At 70.1% G+C, this 25,939-nt stretch carries 21 protein-coding genes; 9 read left to right on the top strand and 12 right to left on the bottom strand.

Annotated elements, in window-relative coordinates; genetic code table 11:
• Positions 1-7 precede the first annotated feature (7 nt).
• Both ACWPN5_RS18080 and pflB read left to right on the top strand, forming a co-directional pair.
• Positions 8-619, top strand: a complete 612-nt coding sequence (locus ACWPN5_RS18080) for a PqiC family protein (RefSeq protein ID WP_247889078.1) — start codon at positions 8-10, stop codon at positions 617-619.
• Positions 620-940: 321 nt separating this feature from the next.
• Positions 941-3,211 carry a formate C-acetyltransferase gene (gene pflB, locus ACWPN5_RS18085; RefSeq protein WP_492296657.1) on the top strand — a complete coding sequence of 757 codons (2,271 nt, stop codon included), beginning with the start codon at positions 941-943 and terminating at the stop codon, positions 3,209-3,211.
• Between the two features lie 153 nt (positions 3,212-3,364).
• Here the strand turns inward: pflB and ACWPN5_RS18090 are convergent, their stop codons facing one another.
• A complete protein-coding gene (locus ACWPN5_RS18090; RefSeq protein WP_145689848.1) occupies positions 3,365-4,801 on the bottom strand; it encodes a sigma-54 interaction domain-containing protein in 1,437 nt (478 codons plus the stop codon).
• A 215-nt stretch (positions 4,802-5,016) separates the two neighbouring features.
• Between ACWPN5_RS18090 and ACWPN5_RS18095 the strand changes: the two genes are divergently transcribed.
• The 4 genes from ACWPN5_RS18095 (at position 5,017) to ACWPN5_RS18110 (ending at position 7,997) form a co-directional block, all read left to right on the top strand.
• Positions 5,017-5,592, top strand: coding sequence for a sigma-70 family RNA polymerase sigma factor (locus ACWPN5_RS18095; RefSeq protein WP_145689849.1), 576 nt, complete (start codon positions 5,017-5,019; stop codon positions 5,590-5,592).
• 2 nt (positions 5,593-5,594) lie between these two features.
• Entirely contained in the window at positions 5,595-6,242 is a 648-nt protein-coding gene (locus tag ACWPN5_RS18100; protein ID WP_492296658.1) for a ChrR family anti-sigma-E factor, read from the top strand.
• A 68-nt stretch (positions 6,243-6,310) separates the two neighbouring features.
• Positions 6,311-7,510: a DNA polymerase IV gene (locus ACWPN5_RS18105; RefSeq protein ID WP_492296660.1), complete on the top strand. Its 1,200-nt coding sequence runs from the start codon at positions 6,311-6,313 to the stop codon at positions 7,508-7,510.
• A 94-nt stretch (positions 7,511-7,604) separates the two neighbouring features.
• Entirely contained in the window at positions 7,605-7,997 is a 393-nt protein-coding gene (locus tag ACWPN5_RS18110) for a DUF4280 domain-containing protein (protein ID WP_014198555.1), read from the top strand.
• 164 nt (positions 7,998-8,161) lie between these two features.
• Here the strand turns inward: ACWPN5_RS18110 and ACWPN5_RS18115 are convergent, their stop codons facing one another.
• The 11 genes from ACWPN5_RS18115 to ACWPN5_RS18165 all read right to left on the bottom strand — a co-directional run bounded on the left by ACWPN5_RS18115 (position 8,162) and on the right by ACWPN5_RS18165 (position 21,056).
• Complete coding sequence (locus ACWPN5_RS18115) at positions 8,162-8,854, bottom strand: toxin-antitoxin system YwqK family antitoxin (RefSeq protein WP_492296662.1); 693 nt, start codon at positions 8,852-8,854, stop codon at positions 8,162-8,164.
• A gap of 1 nt (position 8,855) precedes the next feature.
• A complete protein-coding gene (locus tag ACWPN5_RS18120) occupies positions 8,856-10,931 on the bottom strand; it encodes a type VI secretion system Vgr family protein (RefSeq protein WP_492296663.1) in 2,076 nt (691 codons plus the stop codon).
• Between the two features lie 16 nt (positions 10,932-10,947).
• A complete protein-coding gene (gene tssH / locus ACWPN5_RS18125; protein ID WP_492296665.1) occupies positions 10,948-13,563 on the bottom strand; it encodes a type VI secretion system ATPase TssH in 2,616 nt (871 codons plus the stop codon).
• 81 nt (positions 13,564-13,644) lie between these two features.
• Positions 13,645-14,763, bottom strand: coding sequence for a type VI secretion system baseplate subunit TssG (gene tssG / locus ACWPN5_RS18130; RefSeq protein ID WP_492296666.1), 1,119 nt, complete (start codon positions 14,761-14,763; stop codon positions 13,645-13,647).
• A complete protein-coding gene (gene tssF, locus ACWPN5_RS18135) occupies positions 14,760-16,556 on the bottom strand; it encodes a type VI secretion system baseplate subunit TssF (protein ID WP_492296668.1) in 1,797 nt (598 codons plus the stop codon). Before tssF ends, tssG begins: the two co-directional genes overlap by 4 nt.
• A 14-nt stretch (positions 16,557-16,570) precedes the next feature.
• Complete coding sequence (tssE, locus tag ACWPN5_RS18140; RefSeq protein ID WP_492296670.1) at positions 16,571-17,044, bottom strand: type VI secretion system baseplate subunit TssE; 474 nt, start codon at positions 17,042-17,044, stop codon at positions 16,571-16,573.
• Between the two features lie 144 nt (positions 17,045-17,188).
• Entirely contained in the window at positions 17,189-17,704 is a 516-nt protein-coding gene (locus ACWPN5_RS18145; protein WP_052584407.1) for an Hcp family type VI secretion system effector, read from the bottom strand.
• Between the two features lie 37 nt (positions 17,705-17,741).
• The gene (tssC, locus tag ACWPN5_RS18150; protein ID WP_492296671.1) at positions 17,742-19,211 is read right to left on the bottom strand and encodes a type VI secretion system contractile sheath large subunit; all 1,470 of its coding nucleotides are present in this window, start codon (positions 19,209-19,211) and stop codon (positions 17,742-17,744) included.
• Positions 19,212-19,260: 49 nt separating this feature from the next.
• Entirely contained in the window at positions 19,261-19,797 is a 537-nt protein-coding gene (gene tssB / locus ACWPN5_RS18155; protein ID WP_014198564.1) for a type VI secretion system contractile sheath small subunit, read from the bottom strand.
• Between the two features lie 168 nt (positions 19,798-19,965).
• Entirely contained in the window at positions 19,966-20,529 is a 564-nt protein-coding gene (locus ACWPN5_RS18160; protein WP_186466202.1) for a hypothetical protein, read from the bottom strand.
• Between the two features lie 200 nt (positions 20,530-20,729).
• Positions 20,730-21,056, bottom strand: coding sequence for a hypothetical protein (locus tag ACWPN5_RS18165; protein WP_492296673.1), 327 nt, complete (start codon positions 21,054-21,056; stop codon positions 20,730-20,732).
• Between the two features lie 168 nt (positions 21,057-21,224).
• Between ACWPN5_RS18165 and ACWPN5_RS18170 the strand changes: the two genes are divergently transcribed.
• Genes ACWPN5_RS18170 through ACWPN5_RS18180 form a run of 3 tightly spaced genes read left to right on the top strand, consistent with a single transcriptional unit; the run spans position 21,225 to position 25,938 of the window.
• Positions 21,225-21,977: a hypothetical protein gene (locus ACWPN5_RS18170; protein WP_492296675.1), complete on the top strand. Its 753-nt coding sequence runs from the start codon at positions 21,225-21,227 to the stop codon at positions 21,975-21,977.
• Positions 21,974-23,917 carry a hypothetical protein gene (locus tag ACWPN5_RS18175; protein WP_492296676.1) on the top strand — a complete coding sequence of 648 codons (1,944 nt, stop codon included), beginning with the start codon at positions 21,974-21,976 and terminating at the stop codon, positions 23,915-23,917. The genes ACWPN5_RS18170 and ACWPN5_RS18175 overlap by 4 nt, the downstream gene beginning before the upstream one ends.
• A complete protein-coding gene (locus ACWPN5_RS18180; RefSeq protein ID WP_492296678.1) occupies positions 23,914-25,938 on the top strand; it encodes a PP2C family protein-serine/threonine phosphatase in 2,025 nt (674 codons plus the stop codon). Before ACWPN5_RS18175 ends, ACWPN5_RS18180 begins: the two co-directional genes overlap by 4 nt.
• The last annotated feature ends 1 nt before the right edge of the window (position 25,939 follow it).

Below are 25,939 nucleotides of genomic sequence, written 5' to 3' on the forward strand. Positions count from 1 at the left end.
GACACCCATGGCAATCGCTCGTCACTCCCATCGCTTGCTGCTGTGCGCTTCCGCTGTGGCCCTGCTGGCCGCCTGCAGCACGCCGCCCAGCCGCTTCTACCATCTGGACGCGGTCGCGCCGGACACGGCCCCCTCGGGCACAGCCCCAATGCGGGCCGGCGAGGCGCAACGGCGGGTGATCGGGCTGGAGGGCGTGAAGGTCCCCGGCTATCTCGACCGGTCGGAGCTGGTGATGCGGGCGCCGGGCAACCGGCTGGTCGTCCGCGAGTTCGACCGCTGGGGCGGCCCCCTTGACGAAATGGTGACCCGCACGCTGCTGCGGAACCTGGAGACGGACCTGCCGGGGACGGAGGTCGTCGGCCTGCCGCTTCAGCGCGACTTCCCGCTGTCCCAGGTGGTCGAGGTGACGCTGGACCGCTTCGACGCGGCGGAGGAGGGGCCGGCCGTTCTGGAGGCGCGCTGGCGCGTCTTCGACCAGGGCGGCGACCGGCTGCGCCGGCTGGGTCACACCGCGGCGCAGGAACCGGTGAGCGCTGCCGGCGATCCCGGTGCCGTCGCCGATGCCCTCAGCCGAACCCTGGCCCGTTTGGCGCAAGATATTGCAAGCGCGCTGCGCTGATCCGAACCGTCTGTTTTAAAACGGCCGATCCGGATGAAAATATTCGATTTCCGGTGGATTGTCTCAAATGCTGCGACGCAGAAACGGCCGGTTTCTTCAGTTTTTGTGACAGGACGTGCCTTGGACGGTGCCCTGCGTATTTCGCAGGGATTGATTGATTGGGATCAATGAGGCTGGGGAGCTTTGGGCGCCTACTGATCGGGCAAGCGCGATGCTTGGCCGGGCGGTTCGTCCGGTTCGGCGCCGCGCAACGTGGCGCGGCCCCCGCCGGGGAGGGCAGGGACCGCCGCAGACAAACAGAGGCGCGTCATGGATTCCCTGATGTTCGAACCGAAAATCCCCGTTGCCGAAGCCGAGACGCCGGACCCCTGGCGCGGTTTTGCGCCCGGTTCCTGGCGGACCACGGTCGATCTGCGCGATTTCATCGTGAAGAACGTCCGCCCCTACGGCGGCGACGGCAGTTTCCTCTCCCCGGCCAGCGACCGCACCCTGTCGCTGTGGAACAAGGTGCGCGATCTCCTGAAGGAGGAGCGCGCGGCCAAGGGCGGCGTGCTCGACGCCGACACGGAGCTGGTGTCCTCCATCGTCAGCCACGCCCCCGGCTACATCGACCGGGAGCTTGAGGTCATCGTCGGGCTTCAGACGGACAAGCCGCTGAAGCGGTCGATCATGCCCTTCGGCGGCTGGCGGATGGTCAAGACGGGCCTGGAGGCCTACGGCTTCAAGCCCTCGCCCAAGCTGGACGACGTGTTCCCGGCGCTGCGCAAGACGCACAACGACGGCGTCTTCGACGTCTACACCGACGAGATGCTGCGCTGCCGCAAGTCCGGCGTCATCACCGGCCTGCCGGACGCCTACGGCCGCGGGCGCATCATCGGCGACTACCGCCGGCTGGCGCTCTACGGCGCCGATTTCCTGATCGCCGACAAGAAGGCCCAGTACAAGAGCCTGGAAGTCGACCGCATCGACGAGAACACGCTGCGCCTGCGCGAGGAGATCACCGAGCAGATCCGCGCGCTCCGCGACCTCGTGACGATGGCGGCGTCCTACGGCTTCGACGTGACCCGCCCGGCGACCAACGCCTTCGAGGCGGTGCAGTGGACCTACCTCGCCTATCTGGCGGCGGTGAAGGAGGCCAACGGGGCGGCCATGTCGCTCGGCCGCGTCTCCAGCTTCCTTGACGTCTACATCGAGCGCGACCTGCGCGAAGGCCGCCTGGACGAGGCGGGCGCTCAGGAGCTGATTGACCAGTTCGTCATCAAGCTGCGGATGGTGCGTTTCCTGCGCACGCCGGAATACGACCAGCTCTTCTCGGGCGACCCGACCTGGGTGACGGAGTGCATCGGCGGCATGGCGCTCGACGGGCGCACGCTGGTCACCAAGGGCAGCTTCCGCATGCTGCACACACTCCAGAATCTCGGCCCGGCGCCGGAACCGAACCTGACCGTTCTGTGGTCGGAGAGCCTGCCGGAGGGCTTCAAGAAGTTCTGCGCCGAGACCTCCATCAAGACCTGCTCGGTGCAGTACGAGAACGACGACCTGATGCGGCCCTACTGGGGCGACGACTACGGCATCGCCTGCTGCGTCTCGGCCATGCGCATCGGCAAGCAGATGCAGTTCTTCGGCGCCCGCGCCAACCTCGCCAAGACGCTGCTCTACGCCATCAACGGCGGCCGCGACGAGGTGTCGGGTGAGCAGGTCGGCCCGGCCTTCGCGCCGATCACTGGCGACGTGCTCGACCACGACACGGTGGTCGCCCGCCTGCTGCCGATGATGGAGTGGCTGGCGCGCGCCTACATGAACACGCTCAACGCCATCCACTTCATGCATGACAAGTACATGTACGAGCGGCTGGAGATGGCCCTGCACGACCGCGACGTGCTGCGCACCATGGCCTGCGGCATCGCCGGCCTGAGCGTGGTCGCGGACAGCCTGTCGGCCATAAAGAACGCCACGGTCAAGGTGGTCCGCGACGAGCGCGGGCTCGCCACCGACTTCGTCATCGAGGGCGACTACCCGGCCTTCGGCAACAACGACGACCGGGTCGACGGGATCGCGGTGTGGCTGGTCGAGACCTTCATGGGTCTGCTGCGCAAGCAGAAGGCCTACCGCGACGCGGTGCCGACGCAGTCGGTGCTGACGATCACCTCGAATGTGGTCTACGGCAAGAAGACGGGCAACACGCCGGACGGGCGCAAGGCCGGCCAGCCCTTCGCGCCGGGAGCCAACCCGATGCACGGGCGCGACCGCAAGGGGGCGATCGCCTCGATGGCGTCGGTGGCCAAGCTGCCCTACGCCCACGCCCAGGACGGCATCAGCTACACCTTCACCATCGTGCCCGGCGCGCTGGGTCCGACCGAGGGCGAGCGGGTGGATAACTTGGTGGGCATGCTGGACGGCTATTTCGGCCAGGGCGGCCACCACATCAACGTGAACGTCTTCGACCGCGAGACGCTGCTGCACGCCATGGACCATCCGGAGCTGTACCCGCAGCTGACCATCCGGGTGTCGGGCTACGCGGTGAACTTCATCAAGCTGACCCGCGAGCAGCAGATGGACGTCATCAGCCGCACCTTCCATGGGGCGCATTGACGAGTTGTTGAGCAGCGGCGTGTTGCCCCCTCCCTGACCCTCCCCCGCTGGGCGGGGGAGGGAACAGCTCCCTCTCCCGCCCAGCGGGGGAGGGAAGGGGCCCGCGCAGCGGGAAGGGTGGGGGCCCTACTCCATCCCCCTCACACCGCACCCTTACACCGTCCCCTGGGTGTCCTCCTTGATCCCCAGCGCCTGCATCCGCTCGTAGAGCGAGGCGCGCGAAATCCCCAGCAGCTTGGCGGCCTTGGCCTTCACCCCGCCGGTGCGCGACAGGGCGCCGACGATGGCGGCGCGCTCCGTGTCCTTCAGCACGTCGCTCAAGGGACGGTCGCCACCCTCCGCCAGCCGCTCGCCCGGACCGGCGGGGCCCGCCGCGCGCGGCAGGGCGCCGCGGATGTGATCGGCGGTCAGGACCGTGTCGTCGGTCATCGCCGACACCCGTTCCAGCACGTTGCGCAACTCCCGCACGTTGCCGGGCCAGTCGTAATCCTCCAGAACGGCGATGGCTCCGGCGGTCAGCTCCCGCGACGGGGCGGCGGTGGTGAAGGCCAACTCGTCGAGGATGCGGTCGGCGATGCTGCCGATGTCCTCCGTCCGGTCGCGCAACGGCGGCAGGGTGATCGGCACCACGTTCAGCCGGTAATAGAGGTCGGCGCGGAACTGCCGCTCGCGGACCAGGGCGTCGAGGTCGCGGCTGGTCGCCGCGATGACGCGCAGATCGACGCGCACCACCTTGTTGGAGCCGACCGCCTCGAACTCCCGCTCCTGCAGCACGCGCAGCAGTTTGGCCTGCAGCGGCAGCGGCATGTCGCCGATCTCGTCCAGGAACAGGGTGCCGCCGTCGGCCAGTTGGAACTTGCCCTCGCGCATCTTGCGGTCGGCGCCGGTGAAGGCGCCGGGGGCGACGCCGAACAGCTCCGATTCCAGAAGGTTTTCCGGGATCGCCGCGACGTTCACCCCGACGAAGGGCGCGTTGGCGCGCGGGCTGGCGGCGTGGATGCCGTGGGCCAGCAGTTCCTTGCCGGTGCCGGTCTCGCCCAGCAGCAGAACGGTGCTGTCGAGCTGCGCGGCGCGGCGGGCCAGACGCTTCACCTCGCGCATGGAATCGCTGTTGCCGATCATCTGCGACAGGGAGTATTTCGCGCGCCGCTCCTGCGCCAGCTCCTGGCGGGCACGGGTCAGCTCCTCCTGGAGCTTCTGGTACTTCGACATCAGCGGGCGCAGCCGGTCGGCCCGGTCGAACAGGGCGAAGCCGATGGCGCCGATCAGCGTCCCGTCCTCATCGCGCAGCGGCAGGCGGGTCACCACGATGGTCCGCTCCCCGATGTCCATGAGGTCGAGCAGCATGGTCTGCCCGCTCTCCACCACATGGCGCATCTGGCTGTTGGGGATGACCTCCTCCACCGGGCGGCCCAGCGCGTCGTCCGGATTGCCGGAATAGCCGAGCAACTCCAGATAGCGCTCGCCGATCCAGGCGATCCGCGCGTGCTGGTCGACCACGATCAGCCCGACGCAGGCGTCCGCCAGATGGTGGAACAGCGATTCCACGGCCCGGGCCCGCAAATGTTCGAAGTTCGGTTCGAGGCTCATGCCTTCTTCCTTCTTGGCGAGGGACTTTGCGGAGGGCTCGGTGGAGGGGGATGCGGACCTAGCATCAAGTGGGGGCACCATACCAGGGAATCCAGTTGGGGGATGCCCCGCGCATGGGCACGACGGAATTCCTATGCCGAATTACGCCGTGTGCCGCAGGACACGCTGCTGTATGGTGCGGAAAGACTGAGACCGACTGAAGACTTGTCCCTGGCATGCTGCCGAAGGCCGATTCGAACGACCCGACCATGCCGGACCACGAGCAACTTCTGCTTGCTGTCGCCCGCAACCGCGACTCCACCGCCTTCCGCGCGCTGTTCGATCACTTCGCGCCGCGGATCAAGGCCTACATGCGCCGCCTGGGCGCCGACGGCAGCGCGGCCGAGGAGCTGGTCCAAGACGTCATGATGGCGGTCTGGCTGCGGGCGGACCGCTTCGACCCGACACTGGCCAGCGCCTCCACCTGGATCTACACCATCGCCCGCAACCGCCGTATCGACCGTGTCCGGCAGGAGCGGCGGCCTGAGCTTCAACCCGATGATCTGGCGCCGGACGGTGGGGAGGAACCCCCGCCCGACCACCAGTTCGAAGCCGCCGAGACGGCCTCCCGCCTGCGCGCGGTGATCGGCAACCTGCCGCCGGAGCAGGCCGACGTGCTGCGGCTCGCCTATTACGAGGACAAGGTCCACACGGAGATCTCCGCCGAACGCGGCATTCCGCTGGGGACCGTGAAGACGCGCCTGCGGCTGGCCCTCGGCCGCCTGCGCCGGGCTTTTGGAGAGGGAGCGTGACCGTGCCGGCCCATCACCCCGCCCCCGAACTGCTGCTCGACTACGCCGCCGGCAGCCTGCGCGCGGTGCAGTCGCTGCTGGTCGCCGCGCATCTCGCCTATTGCCCGGAATGCCGGGCGCAGGTCGCGGAGCTGGAGGCCTGCGGCGGCGTCCTGCTGGCGGATCTGCCGCCGGAGCCGGTGTCCGATTCGCTGTTCGGCACGCTGATGACCCGGCTCGACGCGACGGTGGCCACGCCGACGCCCGTTCCCGCGCCGGCGGGGAAGAGCCTGTTTCCCGGCCCGCTGCGCCGCGCCATCGGGGCGGAACCGGAGGCGCTGGAATGGGTGCGCGTCGTTCCGGGCGTCCACCTGTCGGCCTGGGGAGTCAGCGCCGGAACGGCCTCGGCCTGCCTGCTGCGCATGGCGCCGGGGTCGCGGGTGCCGGCCCACCGTCACACCGACAGCGAGATGCTGCTGGTGATGAAGGGCGGCTTCTCCGACGAGTTCGGGGCCTACCGGGTCGGCGACGTGGCGTCCTACGACACCGGCACGCCGCACCACGCCGTGGCCGACGCGGACGGGGAGTGCCTGTGCCTGCTGGTGCAGGACCAGCCCTTGGTCTTCACCGGCCCGCTCGGCTGGCTGCTCAACCGGGGTTTCCGTTTCTGAGCGGAAAACTGGAACGGGACAGGAACATTCCTTCCCCGCCGCGGGCGCGCTGCTGCTAGACTGCGGCCATGGCTGTGTTCGACGATTGCAAGGTCCTGTGCCGCGACTGCGCGGCGGCCCTCCGCGGGAGCGAGCCGCGCTGCTCCAAATGCGGCGGCCGGCGGCTGGTCCGGCATGAGGAGCTGCACGGCCTCGCCATCGGCCACATCGACTGCGACGCCTTCTACGCCACGGTGGAGAAGCGCGACCGGCCAGAGCTGGTCAGCCGCCCGCTGATCATCGGCGGCGACCGGCGCGGGGTGGTGGCCGCCTGCTGCTACATCGCGCGGATGGCCGGGGTGCGCTCGGCCATGCCGATGTGGCAGGCGCTGGAGGCCTGCCCGGACGCCGTCGTGCTGCGGCCCGACATGGCGAAGTACAAGGCGGTGGGCCGGCAGGCGCGGGAGCTGATGCACGCCTTCACCCCGCTGGTCGAGCCGCTGTCCATCGACGAGGCCTTCCTCGACCTGTCCGGCGTGGCCGAGCGGCTGAGCATCAGCCCGGCCCAGGCGCTGGCCGAGCTGGTCCGCCGCTTCGAGAACCAGTTGGGCATCACCGCCTCGGTCGGGCTCAGCTACAACAAGCTGTTCGCCAAGATCGCCTCCGACCTGGAGAAGCCGCGGGGCTTCTCGGTGATCGGGCGGGGACAGGCGCTCGACTTTTTGGCACCCAAGCCGGTGTCGATCCTGTGGGGCGTTGGGCCGGTGCTCCAGCGCAAGCTGCAGTCGGACGGCATCCGCACGGTCGGCGACCTGCGCGGCTGGACGGAGATCGATCTGGTGCGCCGTCACGGCAAGATGGGCCGCCTGCTGCACCGCTTCGCCCGCGGCCAGGACGACCGCCGGGTGGAGCCGGAATCGCCGAGCAAGAGCATCTCCGCCGAGACGACCTTCGACTGGGAGACCGCCGACAAGGCCGCGCTCAAGGACGCGCTGCTGCCGCTGGCCGAGACGGTGGCGCGCCGCCTGTCCGCCGCGGGCCTGCGGGGGCGCAGCGTGGTCTTGAAGATGAAGACCGCCGATTTCCAGACCATCTCCCGCTCGCGCCGGGTCGATCCGCCCGCGCGGTCGGCGGGGCTGATCTGGCAGACGGGATGCGAGATGCTGGACGCCGAGCCGGCGGGCCGGTCGATCCGCCTGATCGGCGTCGGCTGCACCGACCTGCTCGACCCGGAGACCGAGGCGGAGCCGGGCCTGTTCGATGGATTCGGCCCGTCTCCGCCGGGTTGAAGCGAATTCGGACCAATCCGGTCCAGGGCATGCTTGCCGAAGGGCGGTGGCGGCGCCCACTCTTCGCCTGGACGTTTCGGTATGGAGAGACGGGATGAGTCAGGCGGTGTGCGCGGGGGCCATGATGACCTGCAGCTTCGGGGCGGCGCCGTCCGCCCTGGTGGTGCTGCCGCTGAACCGGACGATGGCCGGCGGTCCGCCGATGGCGAACATCATGGACAACAAGCCGATCATGAACATTCCGCCCTTCGGCGTGTGCACCAGCCCGGCCAACCCGGTGGTCGCCTCGATGATCCCGGTGCCGCCGCCGGGCGTGATCAAGCCGCAGCCCTGCGTCCCCTGCACCGTCGCCCCCTGGGTGCCCGGCGCGCCCACGGTGATGGTCGGCAACATGCCGGCCCTGACCTCCACCAGCAAGCTGATGTGCAACTGGGGCGGGGTGATCCAGATCGTCGTGCCGGGGCAGTTCACGGTGCAGACGCCGTGAGCCTTCTAACCGAAGTAGTTTAGCCCTCTCCCCTCTGGGGAGAGGGTGGCCCGAAGGGCCGGTGAGGGGGATATGCGTGGCGGGGCGTTCGGCAAAAGCGCACCCCCCTCACCCTAACCCTCTCCCCGGAGGGGAGAGGGGATTCTCGCTATTTAGACCGGTGCTCACCCCGCCGGGGGCTGCAGCACGGCGATCTCCTTGCCGTCCTCCGAATAGGTCCGCAGCGGTTCGATCAGCAGGCCGCGGCGGTACACGCCGTGCTGCATCAGCGCGCCGGAGGGGAAGAAGCGGCGCAGCACCCCGTCCTGGAGCCCGTCCAGGAAGGCGGCGCGCTCGCTCACCGTACCGTCGTCGTAATAGCCCAGGACCGGGCCGTGCAGGCGGTCGTTGGCGTAGCTCTCCCGCCGCATTGGGCGGCCCTGCGGGCTGTGGAACAGCGCTTCGCCCTCGCGCTTGCCGTCGCAATACTGGAAGACGGCGGCCACCGTGCCGCTCTCGTGGAAGAAGACCGACGGGCCGTTGAGCAGGCCGTTGCGGTAGGTCATGCGGCAGGTCGGGCGGGCGTTGGCGTAGAAGGTGGTCTGGCCGTGCTGCACGCCGTCCGCATACTCGGCCACCTGGACCAGGGCACCGCCGGGCGCGTAGTTGCGCACCTCCCCGTGCAGCTTCCCGGCGCGCAGCCGGGCGCGCAGGATCGGGTGCCCGTCCTCGCCGTAGGCGGTGTAGAGGCCATGGAACTGCTCGTCGCGCATCTCGCCGCTGCGGACGATGCGGCCCAACTCGTCGCGCTCCTCCACGGGTTGGGGATCGGCAATCCGGGCCTCAGATGGGCTTTCGTCGGCTGTCTCGGCGGCCATCTCAATTCACCTTCACCAGGGTGCCTTTGACGGTCATGATGGCGCCGGCGCTGACCTCGCCCATGGTCTGGGCCTTCAGCGTGGCGGACAGCCCCTCGGCGGTCAGGGCCATGCCGGCCTTCAGGTTCATGCCCATGCTCGCCTTGATGTCCATGCCCATGCCCGACTTGATCTCCATGGCCATGCCGGACTTCGCGTTGAAGGCGCCCCCGGCGTCGAGCTTCATGTCGGTTCCGGACTTGACGCCGACCTCGCCGGAGGTGGCGGTCACCTTGACCGACTTGCCCTTGATGACCACGTCGCCGGTCACGTCGATGGTCAGGTTGCCCTTCACGGTGAGGGTGTAGTCGCCGTCGGCCTTGTGGATGAAGTCCGCCTTGTTGGTGTGGGTCTCGTTGTCCTTCACCGTCACGGCGCGCGTGCCCTTCGCGACCTCGTGCGTCTCATTGCCTTCCGACACGGTGATGCTGTGATCGTTCTTCACGGTCAGCTTGCGGTCGTGCTGGATGTCGATGGTGCTGTCGTTCTCGACCGTCTCCACCTCGTCGTGCTTCACGAGGCGGGTCACGTCGTTCAACACCTCGACGTTCATGTCCTTCTGGGCGTGAACGAAAATCTCCTCGGCGTCGGCCTTGTCCTCGAAGCGGATCTCGTTGAACTTGCCGGTGCCGTTCTTCGAGGTCTGGGTCTTGATGGTGCTCTTGGTCGAATCGTCGGGCAGGGTGTAGGGCACGGTCTGCTCGGCGTTGTAGACGGAGCCGGTGACCAGCGGACGGTCGGGGTCGCCGTCGAGGAAGGTCACCACCACCTCCTGCCCGACGCGCGGGAAGAACATGATGCCGTAGTTCTTGCCCGCCCAGTTCTGCGCGACGCGGACCCAGCAGGAGCTTTTCTCGTCCTTCTTGCCCAGCCGGTCCCAGTGGAACTGCACCTTGATGCGCCCGTACTTGTCGAGCCAGATCTCCTCCCCGCTTTTGCCGACGACGATGGCGGTCTGGGTAGAGTGGATGCGCGGCTTCACCGCCGTGTCGAGCGGGCGGAAGGGCAGGTCGGGCGGGAAGGCGGTGAAATGGGCGTTGAAATGGCCGCTCGCCCCATCGATGCGCACGGAATACAGGACATACTCGGCGTTCAGGTCGCTCTTGCTGTGGCCGGACACGGTGATGCGCGTCCCGGCCTCCAGCGACCGGCATTCGCCGCTGCCGCGCACCCGGCGTCCGGGGAAGGCCAGCGCCTGCTGGCGCAGCTTGGCCATCGCCTCGCCGTCCGACGAGGTGGTGTGGCGGCCCATGTAGTCGCTGACCGTGCCGAAGCCCGACGCGCCCTCGGCGGTGGCGTAGAGATCGGTCGAGGGCGTCTCGAAATGGTAGCCGTCGATGCCGTAGCTCTTGGTCGTCACGCGCCGCTCGACGCTGAGCCCGTTCAGCACATGGTCCTCGTCGTCGTGCCCTTCGGTGGTGCGGTATTCGAAGGCGTCGAGCAGTGTGCTCTTGGCGAAGGCGTTGGCCCCGTCGCCCAGCACCAGCGTGTGCTTCCCGTCCTCATGCGTGAAGTAATAGAAGATGCCTTCCTCTTCGAGCAGCCGGGCGACGAAGTTGTAGTCGGTCTCGCGGTACTGCACGCAATATTCGCGCTTGGCGTAGGTGCCGGTCAGCGACTTCTTGAGATCGGTGTAGCCGGCGCCCTTGCAGACCTCCTCGACGATTTCCGGGACCGTCTTCTCCTGGAAGATGCGGCAGTCGCCGGAATGGGTCAGCATCCACAGCCAGGGGTGAAGCTCCGCCTCGTAATGGGCGACCTGCCCGCGGTCGTCGACGTGGGTCAGCTCGATCCGCCCGACGATGGCGTTGATGTAGCGCACCGTCTCCTGGTCGCCGAGCGTGATGGCGACGGTCACCGCCTTGCCGACGAGGCGGTCGAAGGCGATGTCCTCGTCCGACGAGATCATGGTGACGCGGTAGGTGAACAGCGACGACAGCCGCTCCTCGCCCACGATGGTGCGCAGCGCCAGCGCGTCCGCCCCCAGCGGGGTGGTGATGGACAGATACTGGCCGTCCTGGGAAAAGCGCTTCGCCATCCTCGCCGCTCCCCGGTCAGGCCGCCGCGCCGTCCACGCCGACGGTGAAGCGGCCGTCCGCGCCGTGGTCCACGGTGATGCGGCCCACCGGCTGGCCGGCGGCGACGCGGTCGAGGATGCGGATCGCCACCTCCGGCACCACGAACTCCGACAGCAGCGTGTCGATCATGCGCGCCCCGGCGTCGGAGTTCAGCGCCCGCAGCACCAGCGCCTCCACCGCCGCGTCGGTGACCGCCAGTTCGGCGCCGCGGTTGCCGGCGGTGCGGCGTTGCAGCTTGTCCAGCTTCATCGTCACGATGCGGCGGATCTGCGCCTCGCTGAGCGGGTAGTAGGGCACGACCGACAGGCGGCCGAGGAAGGCCGGGCGGAAGCGGCGGCGCAGCACGTCGGAAATGGCGGCCAGCCCCTCCTCGCGCGCCTCGCCGATGCGTCCGGCGTCGAGCGCCTCGCGGCCCAGAGCGAACAACTCGGTGTCGCCCAGGTTGCTGGTCAGCAGGATCAGCGTGTTGCGGAAGTCCACCTCCACGCCCTCGCCGTCCTCCAGCACGCCCTTGTCGAAGACCTGATAGAACATGTCCAGCACATCGGGGTGGGCCTTCTCGACCTCGTCCATCAGCACCACGGCGTGCGGGCGGCGGCGCACCGCCTCGGTCAGGACGCCGCCGCTGCCGTAGCCGACATAGCCCGGCGGGGCGCCGCGCAGGGTCGCCACGGCGTGGGCCTCCTGATACTCCGACATGTTGATGGTGATCAGGCTGTCCTCGCCGCCGTTCAGCAGCTCGGCGAGCGCCAGGGCAGTTTCGGTCTTGCCGACGCCGCTGGGGCCGCTCAGCAGGAAGACGCCGATGGGGCGCTGCGGTTCGCCCAGTCCGGCGCGGTAGCCGCGCACGGCCCGCGCGATGGCCTGGAGCGCCTGCGGCTGGCCGACGACGCGGGCGGCCATGCGGTCCTCCAGCGTGGCGACCACCTCAAGGTCGTCCTTGGACATCGAGCCGACCGGGATGCCGGTCCAGTTCGACACCACGGCGGCGACCACCGCGCCGTCCACCCGGTGCGGGACCAGCGGGCTGTCGCCCTGGATCGCTTTCAGCTTCTCCGCGGCCGCGGCGGCCTCCACCGCATGGCCGGCCTTCAGCGCGGCCTCCACCGCATCGACCAGATCGCGCTCGCGCGTCCAGCGCTCGTCCAGCGCAGCCTTCTCCAGGGCCAGCGCGCCGCGGCGTTGCGAAATCTGCGACAGGCGGGCGTGGTGGGCGGTGCCGGGCTCGGCTTCCAGCCGCTCCGCCTCGCGGGCCAGGATGGCGTCCTCGCGCTCCATCGCCTCGATGGCCTCGGGCTTGGAGCTGCGGGCGATGGCGACGCGGGCGCAGGCGGTGTCGAGCACGCTGATCGCCTTGTCGGGCAACTGGCGGGCGGGGATGTAGCGCGCGGACAGGGCCACCGCGGCGGCGATGCCGTCGTCGAGCACGCTGACCCCGTGATGCTCCTCGAAACGGCGGACGAGGCCGCGCAGCATGGCCGCCGCCGCCGTCTCGTCCGGCTCCGGCACCGAGACGGGCTGGAAGCGGCGGGCCAGGGCCGGATCCTTCTCGAAATACTTCTTGTACTCGGCCCAGGTGGTGGCGGCGATGGTGCGGAACTCGCCGCGCGCCAAGGCGGGCTTCAGCAGGTTGGCGGCGTCGCCCTGGCCGGCGGCCCCGCCGGCGCCGATCAGCGCGTGCGCCTCGTCGATGAAGACGACCATCGGCACGGGGGAGGCCGAGACCTCCTTGATGATCGATTTCAGCCGGTTCTCGAACTCGCCCTTCACCCCGGCCCCGGCCTGGAGCAGCCCGAGGTCGAGCGTGCGGATGACCATGCCGCGCAGCGGCAGCGGCACGTCGCCCTCGGCGATGCGCAGGGCCAGCCCTTCCACGATGGCGGTCTTGCCGACGCCGGGGTCGCCAACGAGGATCGGGTTGTTCTGGCGGCGGCGCATCATCACGTCGATGACCTGCCGGATCTCGCGGTCGCGCCCGATCACCGGGTCGATCTTCCCGGCCTTGGCCTGGGCGGTCAGGTCCTGGCTGTACTGGTCCAGCATGGCCCGCCCGTCCGACGCCGCGGAGACCGGAGCGGCGGCGGGAGAGGTCTCGGATGCGGTGGCGGACGGCCCGCCCGCCTTCAGGGCGCGGACCAGTTCCGGCAGGTCGGACGCGGTGCGCTCGCGCGGCAGGGCGAGCAGGGAGGGGGCGGACTCCGTGACCACCGCCCGCACGGAATCGCAGGCGACCGCGGCCCAGAGGATGGCCGGGAGAAGGATCTGCGGGCTGTCCAGATGGGTGACGGAGATCAGCAGCGCCGTCTCCAGCATCTCCGGCACGCGGGGGGAGAAGGCCGGGGTGCGGCTGTTGCCGCGGCGGATTCGGTCCAGAGCCGCTTCGAGTTCCGTCTCCAGACGGTTCGTCTCGACTCCGTAGTGGCGCAGGATGCCGGCGACGGTGGCGTCCTTCAGCCGCAGCAGGGCCAGCAGCACATGCTCCGCCTCGACGTCGTAATGGGTCTGCGAGACGCACAGCGCGGCGGAGCGTTCCAGAACCTTGCGCCCGTCGCGGTCGAGCTTTCCGATGAGGGACTTGATGTCGGCGGTCACGGGACGGCTCCCTGGGATGACGTTGCGGGCGAGGACGGGGTCAGATGCGTTAGGCGTCCCCTCTCCCCTCTGGGGAGAGGGTTAGGGTGAGGGAGTTGCGCGTGGTGGTACGTCCGGCACAAGCGCAACCCCCTCACCGGCCCTCCGGGCCACCCTCTCCCCAGAGGGGAGAGGGTTAGAGGGATCGAGAGTCAGGCGGCCGTCCTTCAGGTTCGGGCGGCCCGGCGCCCGCAGCCAGGAGGTCCAGCCGAGGCGGCTGCCCTCCGGCGGTTTGGTGGACAGGCGCGTCGGCGGCACCTTGGTGGCCTCCAGCACCAGCACGATGCGGAAGTCCATGCCGTCCCCGGTGTGGAAGCGGGCCAGCGCGCAGAGCGTCTGGTGGTGCCGCCCGTCGGGCAGGAACTCGCGGAAGCGCTCCAGGCTGTCGAGCGTCAGTTCGATGGCGTAGCAGCTCTGCTGGTCCCAGACGCGGCGGCCCAGCACGACCGTGCGGCCGAGGCTGTTGTTCCGCGCGCCGAAGCCGCCGCCGATGCGGGTGCGGCTCTCCTCGTCCAGCGGCAGCCAGCGCCCGACAAAGCTCTCCACCCGCACCTTGACCCGGAAGACGGCGCCGAGGATCGCCTCCAGCCCGGCCGACGAGCGGCGGCGGTTGGCGAGGATGCCGGAAAAGGCCAGCAGCATGCGGTCGGGCGTGCCGGGCAGGCGCTGCTCCAGGCCGGGCGTGCCGATGCCGGCCAGCGCGCGCAGCACGCGAGCCATCAGGGTGCGTTCCGGGTCGCGCTCCAGCAGGGGCAGGCTGCCCTGGCGGGTGCGGTAGAAGATCGACATCAGGCGGTGGTTGAAGATGTCGTAGAAGGCCGAGCCCGCCGTGTCGCGCCGCGCCGCCCGCTCGACCAGCAGTTCGGTGGCGACGTAGGGCAGGGGGCCGTTGATGCCGGCCACGCCGAGAACGGGGGAGCGCACCACGCCGCGACCGTCCTCCGTCCGCCGCGCCTCGACGACGTCGCTGGCGGGGAAGACGAAGCTGGGGTCGTGCTCGATGCGGACGGCCTCCTGCTCCGGGTCGATGCCGGTGCCGAGCGGCGCCAGGCCGGGGGCGGCGCGCTCCAGCAGGGCGATGGCCTGCAGCAGGTCGAAGCCCCAGGGCTCGGCCTCCAGCCGGTCGATCAGGGCGGGAGGCTGCGACGCGCGGTCCGTCACAGGACCGGCTGGCTGCCGGCAAGGCGCGACCATGCCTTCCACACCCCTTCCCGTTGCACCGAGCGCAGCCGAAGCTGGGCGAAGGCGTTGACGTTGACGTAGAGCCCGAGGAAGCGGCTGAGCACGCCGCCGAAGACCAGCGGGCTGGCGCCAACGAAGTTCCGTTCGTCCAGGGCCACCGTCACCTCCAGCCCGCGCACGAAGCCGCGCCAGGCGTCCTGCCCCATGCGGTGCAACACCGGGCGGGAGGACAGGCCCTGCACGCCGCGGATCTGGTGCTGAGCGGACGGATCGTCGGGCGCGTGCAGCAGCAGGATCGATTGCAGGGCGCGCAGCCCCTCGGCGTCGCCGGTCAGGCTGAGATGGTTGACCGACAGGTGCGAGATCAGCTTCCAAGCCGAGGAACCGCCCGCCGGGGCGGGGCGTCCGGGGGTCGGCTTGTGCAGGCAGCGGATGGTGGCGATGGGGGCGGATTCTTCGATCATCAGCGCGGCCCCCGCCGGGACCTGCTCGGCCAACGCCCGGTTGGTGCAGAGCGTGCGCACGAGAAGCGTCTCGTCCGCCGGGTCGGTCGGCGTCAGGTCGAGGTGGTGCAGGCTGAGATGGATGTCGGTGCCCGGCACGTCCTCCCGTTGGGTCGGCTCGCGCGCGGCCAGCCAGAAGCCGCGCGGCTCGGCCTCGGCCTCGGCGTGCTGGTGGGAGAAGAGGGGGACGTAGCGGTGGTGCATCCCGTCGCCGTCGCGCAGACCGCTGACCTCCAGGATCGAATGGACCTCGGTGGTGCGCTCGCGCAGGGCGTCGGGAACGACGCGGTAGGCGGTGCGCCGGTGGTTCAGCCGGATCGGCTCCGCCGTGCGGTTGAACAGGTTGACAATGGGCGTGCAGCCGAGGACGAAGCTGTCCTTGCGCAGGGTCAGCCGGTTGGGCAGCGGGCGCGACACCGCGATCAGGATGTCGACGACCTCCCCCGACAGCCGCCCTTGCGGAAGTGGCAGGTCGTAGAAGTCGAACTTCTGTGGGAACTCGAAGTATTCCTGGAGCAGGCCGTAGGCGGGCTGGGCGTGCCTGGGATGGGGCAGCACCGTCTCGTCCGGACCGAAGCCCACCGGGGCGATCAGGGGCTCGCCGCGCAGCCGCACCGGCGGCTTGCCCGGCTGGACGTAGGCGATCTCGACCACACCGCACAGGAACAGCTCGTGCAGGGCGGAGGTGAGGATCGTCTCGCCGTCGATGAACAGGCGCAGCTTGTCGATCGGCAGATTCTCGAAGGACTGGTTGCGCGTCTCCAGCCGCAGCCGCAGCACCGAGGCGGTGGCGGCGCCGTCGAGGAAGTCGTAGCGGTCCGCCGGCTCCACCGCGGCGTCGGTCACCGCGACCGGCCACAGCGTCACGTCGTAGGCGGTGCGGAAGCGGCAGCGGATGTTGTCCTCGGCCACGGCGTGCAAGGGGGTGCCGCGCGGCACGCGGAAGCCGCCGGTCAGCCGCCCCTCACCGGGTGTCGGCTCCATCCGCGCGATGCCCATGGCCGGGATCGGCGCGATCATCTGCGGGTGCAGGATGCCGAGCAGCGCCTCGGAGAAGCGCGGGAACTCGCGCTCCAGATTCAGTTGCAGGCGACCCGACAGGAAGGCGAAGGATTCGATCAGCCGCTCGACGTTGGGGTCGGCGGCCTGATCCGGTCCCAGCGCCAAGCGGCGCGCGATCTTGGGATAGCTGCGCGCGAAGGCTTCGCCCGCCCGGCGGACGTAGAGAAGCTCGCGTTCGTAATGGTCGAGGAGGTCCTCGCGCCGCATCCTGGTGCGTCCTTTCAGCCGGACTGGCTTGGCTCGGTGGGGGCCAGGCCGCGCAGACCCACGTCGAACTCAAGCCGTTCGGTGACGGTGCCCGCCACGACCTCGCCGGAGATGCTGGTGACCATGGTGCCGCGCCCGGTTCCGGCGCTGACGGTCACCCGCGGGCGCTTCAGCCGCGGCTCGAAATCGATGATGGCCTGTCGCACCATCCGCTCCACCTGACGACGGTCGGCGTCGGAGGCGGCGTCCAAATGCGTGATGTCGGAAATCCCATAGTTCAGCGCCGTTCCGCCGAGATCGGGGCGGCGCGTGCCGGTGCTGCGGCTGTCGAGGATGCGCGCCACCTCGCGCCGGATCGACGCCTTGAGGTCGGGCATGGACAGCACCGTGGCGGACGGCTCGTCGCCCGTCGGGTGGTCCGGTTCGAAGTCGATCAGCCGTTCGAACAGCAGCGACCGTCCACCGGTCATCGTCTTGGGCTGGGTCATCGCCGTGTCCGTTGGGGGCTTCAGTTCCTTCTCCCCTCTGGGGAGAAGGTTAGGATGAGGGGGTTGTGCTTTTGCCGGACGTGCCGACATGCACAACCCCCTCACCCTTCCCTCTCCCCAGAGGGGAGAGGGTTATTCAACGGCTCAGCTGTCGGAGACGGTGCCCTTCAGCAGGTTGAACTTCACGCCGCCACCGCCTTCGTGCTTCTGCTCTTCGGTGTAGCGCTTGTAGGTCCAGTAGATCTCGGTGGCGTTGATCTCGATGGTCTCGGTCGTGTCGCCCTCGTTGACGCTCAGGCTGTGCTTGGCGATCAGCGGGTTGGTCAGCTCGATCGTCAGGAACTCGCCCCACTGGTGGCTGTCGCCGATCGGCTTCAGGCAGTGGATGGTCCACTGCTTCTTCGCCGTGTCGGAGTTGGCCGAGCGCAGCAGCAGCGAGATCAGCTTGGGCGAGGCCCGGTCCCACTTGCGCTCAAGCGTGATGTTCTCGACCTTCGGGGTGTGGACCGTGCGGCGGGCGTTGGTCGACACTTCCATTTCGACGGTCATGTCCTGCGACAGGGATTCGCACAGGATCATGTCCTTGAACACCACGCCCCCGGCGATCTCCACCGCGGACTCCCCCTGGACGTTGGGGATATCGAGAATGATCATAGACATGCGGATTTACTCCGGACGATGCGTTCGGGGGAGGGGATCAGGCTTCCGGTGCCGGCAGTTCGGCGACCATGCGGATGGAGGCCGACAGCTCTTCGAGCTGGAAATGCGGACGCAGGAAGATGTTGGCGCGGTAGACGCCCGGACGGCCCGGCACGTCGTAGACGTCGATGCGGGCCTCGCGCAGCGGGAAACGGGCCTTCGTGCCCTGCGACGCCTCGTCGTCCAGCAGGACGTAGTTGGCGATCCAGGTGTTCAGGTGGTCCGTGATGTTGTTGCGCGTCAGGAAGGCGCCGATCTTGTCGCGCAGCATCACCTTCAGGTAATGGGCGAAGCGCGACGACACCAGCATGTATGGCAGCATCGCCGAGATGCGGGCGTTCGCGTTGGCCTCGTCGGTGTTGTAGACCTTCGGCTTGTTGGTGGTCTGGCCGCTGAAGAACGCCGCGTAATCCGTGTTCTTGCAGTGGACCAGCGAGATGAAGCCGAGGTCGTTCAGCTCCTTCTCACGGCGATCGGTGATGGCGATCTCCGTCGGGCACTTCAGGGCGACGTCGCCCTCGTCGGTCTTGAAGGTGTGGCTGGGCAGACCCTCGACCTTGCCGCCGCCTTCCACGCCGCGGATGGCCGCGGTCCAGCCGTGCTTGGCGAAACTGTCGGTGATGCGCGCGGCCAGCGCCCAGGAGGCGTTGCCCCACAGGTACTTGGAATGATCGCGGCCGTCGGTGTCCTCGACGAAGTTCATGCCTTCGACCGGAACGGTGTTCGGGCCGTAGGGCAGGCGCATCAGGACGTGCGGCATGGTCAGCGAGACGTAGCGGGAGTCTTCCGACGAACGGAAGGACCGCCACTTCACCATCTCGGCCGTCTCGAAGATCTTCGACAGGTCGCGCGGGGCGCCCAGCTCGCCGAAGTTCTCCATGTCGAACATCGCCGGCGACACGGCGCTGATGAACGGCGCGTGGGCGGCGGCGGCGAGGTTCGACATCTTCTCCAGCAGGGAGACGTCCTGCGGATGGCGGCCGAACTCGTAATCACCGACCAGCATGCTGTAGGGCGTGCCGCCCAGCGTGCCGTACTCGGCCTCGTAGACCATCTTGAACATGGCGCTCTGGTCGAACTCGACCGCGCTGTCCAGGTCCTTCTGGAGGTCCTTGCGCGAGACGTTGAGGACGCGCAGCTTCAGCGTCGTCGAGGTCTCGGTGTTCATGACGAGGTAGTTGAGGCCGCGCCACGTGCCTTCCAGCTTCTGGAAGTCGGGGTGGTGCATGACCTCGTTCAGCTGGTCGCTGATCAGCTCGTCAATCTGCGCGATGCGCTGGTTGATCGCCTCGACCACGTCGATGGCGGAGGCGTCGCCGGTCTCGGCGAGGACCTGGTCGACGAATTCGGTCAGAAGGTCGCGGGCGTAGGGCCGCTGGCCCTCCTCGCGCGCCATCTTGCCTTCGACCATCATGCGGTCGAGCAGGGACAGATTGGCGGCGCTCTCAACGGACGTTTCCGTGCTCACCTGTTCGCTCCGTGAAGGGGGTTCTGATTGGGCTTGACGGGACGGGGAATCAGGCGGGCTCGCCCGCGGGCTCGCCGGCCGGGGCACCGGCCACCGGGCCGAGGAGCTTCTTCAGTTCGTCCTGCTGCTCGGTGCTGGTGATGACGTCGTTCAGCAGGCCGTTCAGCTCGTCGTTGCCGTCCAGCTTGGCCAGCAGGTCCGACAGCTTCTGGCGGGCTTCGAACAGGCGGCTCAGCGTCGGCACCTGCTTCAGCACCTCCACCGGCTGGAAATCGTCCATGTGGCGCATGTTCAGCAGGATGTTCAGCTTGCCGCCGTCCTCCTGCAGCTTGTTGTCCACCTGGAAGGCGAGGCGCGGCCCGACGGAGGCCATCACGTCGTTGAAGTTGTCGCGGTCGATCTCGACGAACTTGCGCTCCTTCAGCTTGGGAAGGGGCTTCTCCGGCTTGCCGCTGAGGTCGGCCAGGATGCCGACCAGGAAGGGCAGCTCCTTCATCTCCTGGGCGCCACCGGTGTGGACCTCGTAGGTGAGCTTCACCCGCGGCGGGCGGACGCGCTCCAACTTCTTCTGACTGCTCTCGCTCATATCTGACGACCTCATAGGGTTGTGCGCGTCGCGCGCCGGCTGTCGAGCTTCGCCATCATTCGAAAGGCACCCCCGCGGAGGCCAGCCGAGATGGACCCCAATTGGACGACATCGCCCCGGAACACCTCCGTTTCGGAGGGAATGTCCGGCGTACGAAGCATCGCCCGCTCAGCTTCGAAGGTGCTGCAAGAGGAAGTTGCGGGCCTCCAAGAGTTGACTCATCCGCTCGGCGCTGGAGAGCAGGCCGGTGTCGGGGTGGAAGATCGGGGCCAGCGTGCGGAAGCGGCTGTTCACCACCTGCGGGTCAAGGCCCCATTCATGGGTGAAGCCGAGCACATAGGTGGCCTGCCACGGCTTGCGGATCGGCTGGCGCAGCGGGCGGAAGGCCAGGGTCTCCAGCGCCGCGGTCAACTGTTCCAGCCGCAGGCGGCAGCGGCTCATCTCGCTTTCCACGGCGTTCAGTTCGCCCGCGGTGATGAGATGCGCGCCGTCGTCGTTGCCGATGGTGGCGGCGACCCAGGCGGCCTTGCGCACGGTCGCCGCGTCGAGCGGCGTGGCGTGGCGCACGCGCAGCTTCGGCACGACCCGCACGCGGCGGGTGCCGCCGTTCTTCAGCGTCACGGTGCGGTGGGAGACGTCCACCGGCTCCGGGCTGCCGGGATCGGGCAGATGGGTCAGCGCCTCCGGCCCGACCAGCGTCAGGCAGGAGCGGATCAGGGCGGGCACCGTCATGCCGCGCGCCGTCGCCGCGGAGTCCACGGCGGCGTAAAGGGCATGCTGACAGGGTGCGGTGATGGTGGGCAAAGGGCCTCCGGGTACGCACGGCGGTAGTGCCCCGCAAGGTGTGCGATGGCGGGCCGCCGCGGAACGCCTTGTTGGTCCACTCCCGGAGTCACGCCGCCGGAACTGCGTCCGTTGCGGAGCGAAGGCGGTCAGGCGCCTTTGCCGCCGCCCTTGCCGCCGCGGAACTCCTCCATCACGGCGCGGATGCCGGTCTCCAGCGCCCGGACGCGGCGGCGCTGCCGCTCCTCCCGCCGCGTCGCCTCCTGCGCCTCGCCGCGCAGGCGGTCCACCTCCTCGACCAGCGAGGGGGCGACGGTGCCGCGGTCGGTGTAGAACAGCCCGACCTGGATGACCTCGTAGAGGGAGGTGCCAGCGGGCATCAGCCGCTCCAGCGCGGAGAGGGCGGCCAGCCGCTCGCCGGGGGAATCGCTGCGCAGCCGGGCGAGGATCGCCTGCAGGCGGGCATCCCGGTTCATGATGGCCGGTTCATGATGGAGCGCGCCCTTTCTGGTTGGCCGGTCTGGTTCGCCGGGGGAGTATCGCAGGGGCCGGGGAGCGGCAAAAGCAGATCAGACCAAGTTGGGCCAATCTGAACGGGATGCCCCCAAGGAAAGCCGCTATAGCCGGACCCTGGGAGGCTGGCCATGCTCTACGGTTTCGGGCGTCTGGCGCTTGTGTTGTGGCTGTGCGCCGTGGGCGGGCAGGCGTTCACCCTGTTCGCCTTTCACAACGCGGTGGCGGAGGCACACACGGCGGAAATCGCCGCGCGCGCGTCGGCGCTGGCCAGCCGCGTGGCGGCCAGTGCTGCGGAGCGCGCCGCCATCGGCTTTCCACTCGCCGACCAGAACGACCTGCAAAGGCTGATCGAAGTGGCCTCCACCGGCGGTGGGGGCGTGCGGCTCTACGTGGTGGACCCGCGCGGGACCGTGCTGTTCGCCACCGCCCAGGCGGCGGGGACGCCGGTGCCGGCCTCCTGGATGGGCGGCGCCGCGGGACTGCCGACGGAGCCCTGGGACCTCGCCGACCGCGACGGAGTGCTGGTCGGCGTGCCGGTGGCCGACGCCCTGGGCAAGCCCGCCGGCGCCGTGCTGGGCCTCGCCCCGCAGCAGGACGCGCGGGTTGAGGTGCTGGCCGCGCTGCGCGAGACCGCCACGGTCACCGCCGTCTTCCTGGCTGCCATCGCGATCCTTGCCGTTCTGGGCACGCGGCTTCTGCTGTCCGGCGTCTGCCGGTCCGTTCTGGAGCGGACGGCCTTCTACGCCGCCGAGGCCCGGCAACTCCAGGTCGACGAACCCGCCACCGTGGCGGTGGCCGACCCGGCGCTGTCCGCCGTGCTGGCCGGGCTGCGCGCGGCGGAGACCGAGGCCGCCCGCATCGACGGGGAGGTGCTGCGATGACCCGCCCCGTGACTCCATTCCCTCTGCGCGGCGTGTTGCGGCGCTTCATCCCGCTGATGGCGGTGGTGGTCGTCGTGCCCTGGCTCGCCACTCTGGCGGCGGCGTTGATCGCCGCGGCGGGGCTGGCCGACCGGGGAACCGCCTCCCGCGCCGAGATCGTCGGGACGGGCATCGCCCATGACCTGGAGAAGGCGCTGGCCCTCGGCCTGCCGCTCGACCGCATGGCCGGGATGGACGATTATCTGGGCGAGGCCGGCGCGGTCTTCCCGGAGATCAAGCTGATCCTGGTGGTGGACGGCGCCGGCCGTCCCCTGTTCCAGAAATCCGACGCGGCGCGGCCCGACCTGTCGGTGCGGCTGGTGCCGGCGGAAACCGACTGGTCCGCGCTGGGGCTGGTCCTGCAACGCTTTCCCATCCGCCAGGGCGCCGCCGCCGCGGGCGAGGTCCTTCTCGGCCGCAGCGCCGTGGCGCAACCGGCCAATGCGCCGCGCATCCTGATCGATTTCGCGGTGGCGCTGAGCATTGCGCTGGCGCTCGGCGGGCTGGCGCTGCGCACCATGCTGAACGCCCAGGTGATGGCGCCGCTGCGGCTGGCGGCCTCTCTGGAGGCCAACCTGGCGCGCTCCGCCTACGACCGCATCGCTCCGCCGGTGGAGCAGAGCCTGATCGGCACCCTGCTGGCCGAGATGAACCGGGTGGTGACCGGGGTGAACGACCGCTTCGCCCGCCTGCGCAGCTATCTGGCCGAGGTGCGCGACCTCAGCTTCAACAAGGACGCCGCGGCAGAGGTGGCGCCGCTGATCGAACGGATCGAGCGGCTGGGCCGCTTCTCGCCCGACCGGCTGACCGCGCTGGCCCCGCCGGACGCCGGGTCGCTGCCCTACGCCACCGCCTTCTGCGCGGGTGTGGGAACGGCCGTCGCCGCGGCGGTCGCGGCCCGGCACCTGCCGCCGGGCGTGGCGCTCGGCGGGGTGGTTCTGGGCATGGCCGCGGCGGTTCCGCTCGCTCTGGCGCTCGGCCGCCGCGCGCCCGTCGCCGGTGCGCTGGCGCTGGGTGGCTGGGCGCTGCTGAGCGGGCTGGGCGACGGGACAGCGGTATGGCTGGCCGGCGCTGTGCTGGGCGGGCTGTTCGCAGCACTTCCCTTCCAGGCGGCGCGTCCCGCCGCGGAAAGCCTGCGCGCCGGGCCGGCGGTGTCCGCCGCCGGTGGTCTTGTCGTCGGGACGGGGCTGTCGGTCCTGTGCCTTGGCGGCGCCGTGCCGGGTGTCCTCATGGCCGGAGCGATGCTGTCCGGGCTGGCCGGCCTCCTGGCCGCCGTCCGGCTGGAGCGGCGGACCGGCGTGACCCTGCCGCGGGCGACCCTGCGCTCCCTGCTGGCGGTGGACCGCTGGTGGACGGAGGGCGCGGTGCGTCCCAAGGGCTGGGGGCTGTGGCTGGTCACCGCGCTGGCTCTGGCGGTGTTGAGCCGGGCTGACGGCGGCGGGGCGATGGACGCTCGCCGGGTCGCGGAACTCCTCTGGCTGCACGCCACCCCGGCCTGGCTGGCCGCCGCGCTGGTCGCGGTCCTGGTGCCGCGGAGCGCCGCGCCGTTGTTGAGCCTGGGGGGGACGGCGGCGGTCGGCCTGCTCCTGGCGCTCGGCCCGGTCGAGCCGGGGACCGCCGTCGCGCTCGCCGTCGCGGCGGCGCTCGGTGCCGGGCACGCGGGCTTCGCGGTGTCGGGCGATTGGGGAGGCATGACCGCGGCGCGGGCCGCGCTGACCCTGGTCGGAACGCTCGGCGCGCTCTGGCTGTCCGGCGGCAGCACTCCCATGGTCGCCGCGGGCACGCTGCCCTCGCTCGCCTTGCTTGCCGGGATCGCCGCCGTGCCGCCGTTGCTCCTGACCCTGTGGCGCCACGCCGCACCGCGCCGGCGCGTTCCGGTCGACGGGGAGGCCGCGCGATGACCGGTCTTCGCCAGCGCATGACGGTGGCCGCCGCCGCGGTGGTCCTTGCCGTGCTCGTCACCGCCGCGGTCTTCGCCCTGCTGCGCATCGAGAGCGGAGCCACCCGCCACGCCGAGGACGAGGGACGGATGACCCTGCGGCTGTGGGAAGGGCTGCTCGATCAGTCCGCCGCGGCCGCGCGGGTGGCGGTGGGCGACCCCCGCCTCACCGACGCCCTGGAGCGCGGCAACGCAGCGACAGTAGCCGAGCGGCTCGGCGCTCTGGGCTTCACGGCGGTGACGGTGGTCAACGGTGCCGGGCAGACCCTGCTCGCCGTCCCAGCCGACCAGCCGATCCGTCTTCTCGACGAGCGGCGCATAGGGCAGGTGCTGGCCCGCAACGACACGCAGGACGGTCTGGTGCTGACCGGCGGTGCCGCGCAGCTTCTGCTCGCCCGTCCCCTCGGCGCGCAGCGGCCCGCCGACCGGGCGCTGGTCGCCATCCGCCCGCTGACCGGCAGCCTGGAGGCGCTGGCCGGCGTCCTCGGCGGCTCCGCTTTTCTGGTCGGCGGCGACGGGCGGCTTTACGGGCACGCCGGGCCGCTGGCCTGGGCCGACGTGCACCCCGCCGCGGAGCGCGGCGAGGAGGTGCAGGCGACCATCGGCGCCCGCGGCTACGGCGTGCGCAAGCTGCGCCTGCCCAAGATCGCCGGGACGGAGGGGGACGGCACGCTGTACCTCGTCACCGTGCGCGAGACCACGCTGGCCGCCATGGCCGACAGCCTGCTGGACAGCTCCGCCATCCTCGTGGTGCTGATGGTGCTGGTGGCGGGGACGCTGGGGCTGGACTGGTACTTCCGGCGCGTCTTCACGCCGGTCTACGCCTCCATGTCCGCCTTGTCGGCCCTGGCCGCGGGTGACACCGGCGTCGCCGTGCTGGGGGCGGAGCGCAGCGACGAGGCCGGGCAACTCGCCCGCACCGTCGAGGTCTTCCGCAGCCGCAGCCGCGCGCTGCGCGACGCCGAGGAGCGGCGCGCCCGCCACTGGCTGCGCCAGCAGTCCTTCATCCGGCGCCAGATGCTGCGCCTGTCGGAAACCCTGCCGGAGCAGGGGCGGCGGGAGCTTCTCGCCGACCTCGCCCGCATCGAAGCGGCGTCGGAGGGCCGGACGCCCTGCGCCCGCACCGACGACCCCGGCGCGCTCGCCGTCGCCTTCGAGGTGATGGCGGAACGCGTGCGCGACCAGCACACCGCACTCGACGGCATGGTCCGCCAGCTTCAATCGGCGTTGGACACCCGGACCGAGCTTGTGGAGCTGCAAAAACAGTTCGAGATCGCCCGGCGCATGCAGGCGGCGATCCTGCCGCCCGACCTGACCACGGCCCCCGACCTGGAAGCGTCGGGCCTGATGCGCCCGGCGGCGGAGTTCGACGGCAGCTTCTACGACTTCTTCCTGACGGCGGATGGGTCGCTGGCGGTGCTGATCGGGCAGGTGTCGGGCGGTGGGCTGGCGGCCGGCTTCATGACGGTGACGGCGCGCGCCGCTCTGCGGACGCTGGCGGCGGCCGGGCTCGGGCCGGCCGCCTGCCTGACCGGCGCCAACCGGCTGCTGGCGGCGGACAACGCCGCCGGTCTGTCGATCGGGCTCGCCATGGGCATCGTGTCGCCGCGCTCGCGCCGGCTGGTCTTCGCCGCGGCGGGCGTGCCGGAGCCCTTCCTGCTGCGGCGTTTCGGCGACGTGGTGGACCTGCCGGTGGCGGCCAACCCGCCGCTCGGCCTCGATCCCACGATAACGGCGGTGGAAACCGCGCTCGACCTGCCGGTGCCCTCGACGCTGGTGCTGTGCAACGGCGGTCTGCTGGACGGCGAGAACCGCTTCGGCGTCGCCTTCGGGCGGGCGCGGTTGACCGGCATCCTCGGCAACCTCGACGACCTGTCCTCGGCCAGCGTCACCGCGGCGGTGTCCGCCGGGCTGACCGAGCATGGCGGCGGCGCCGCGATGGCGGTGGACCGGCTGTGCGTCGCCCTGCGGGTGCGGGCATGAG

The organism is Azospirillum sp. UENF 211521 (assembly GCF_058780535.1).

Coding starts and splice junctions, on each gene's coding strand:
- ACWPN5_RS18180 (WP_492296678.1), top strand. CDS start 23,914: ATGACCGGTCTTCGCCAGCGCATGACGGTGGCCGCCGCCGCGGTGGTC.
- ACWPN5_RS18080 (WP_247889078.1), top strand. CDS start 8: ATGGCAATCGCTCGTCACTCCCATCGCTTGCTGCTGTGCGCTTCCGCT.
- ACWPN5_RS18110 (WP_014198555.1), top strand. CDS start 7,605: ATGAGTCAGGCGGTGTGCGCGGGGGCCATGATGACCTGCAGCTTCGGG.
- ACWPN5_RS18090 (WP_145689848.1), bottom strand. CDS start 4,801: ATGAGCCTCGAACCGAACTTCGAACATTTGCGGGCCCGGGCCGTGGAA.
- ACWPN5_RS18170 (WP_492296675.1), top strand. CDS start 21,225: ATGCTCTACGGTTTCGGGCGTCTGGCGCTTGTGTTGTGGCTGTGCGCC.
- tssF (WP_492296668.1), bottom strand. CDS start 16,556: ATGCGGCGCGAGGACCTCCTCGACCATTACGAACGCGAGCTTCTCTAC.
- tssE (WP_492296670.1), bottom strand. CDS start 17,044: ATGACCCAGCCCAAGACGATGACCGGTGGACGGTCGCTGCTGTTCGAA.
- ACWPN5_RS18120 (WP_492296663.1), bottom strand. CDS start 10,931: ATGGCGAAGCGCTTTTCCCAGGACGGCCAGTATCTGTCCATCACCACC.
- pflB (WP_492296657.1), top strand. CDS start 941: ATGTTCGAACCGAAAATCCCCGTTGCCGAAGCCGAGACGCCGGACCCC.
- ACWPN5_RS18115 (WP_492296662.1), bottom strand. CDS start 8,854: ATGGCCGCCGAGACAGCCGACGAAAGCCCATCTGAGGCCCGGATTGCC.
- ACWPN5_RS18095 (WP_145689849.1), top strand. CDS start 5,017: ATGCTGCCGAAGGCCGATTCGAACGACCCGACCATGCCGGACCACGAG.
- tssB (WP_014198564.1), bottom strand. CDS start 19,797: ATGAGCGAGAGCAGTCAGAAGAAGTTGGAGCGCGTCCGCCCGCCGCGG.
- ACWPN5_RS18145 (WP_052584407.1), bottom strand. CDS start 17,704: ATGTCTATGATCATTCTCGATATCCCCAACGTCCAGGGGGAGTCCGCG.
- ACWPN5_RS18105 (WP_492296660.1), top strand. CDS start 6,311: ATGGCTGTGTTCGACGATTGCAAGGTCCTGTGCCGCGACTGCGCGGCG.
- ACWPN5_RS18160 (WP_186466202.1), bottom strand. CDS start 20,529: ATGACGGTGCCCGCCCTGATCCGCTCCTGCCTGACGCTGGTCGGGCCG.
- ACWPN5_RS18165 (WP_492296673.1), bottom strand. CDS start 21,056: ATGAACCGGGATGCCCGCCTGCAGGCGATCCTCGCCCGGCTGCGCAGC.
- ACWPN5_RS18175 (WP_492296676.1), top strand. CDS start 21,974: ATGACCCGCCCCGTGACTCCATTCCCTCTGCGCGGCGTGTTGCGGCGC.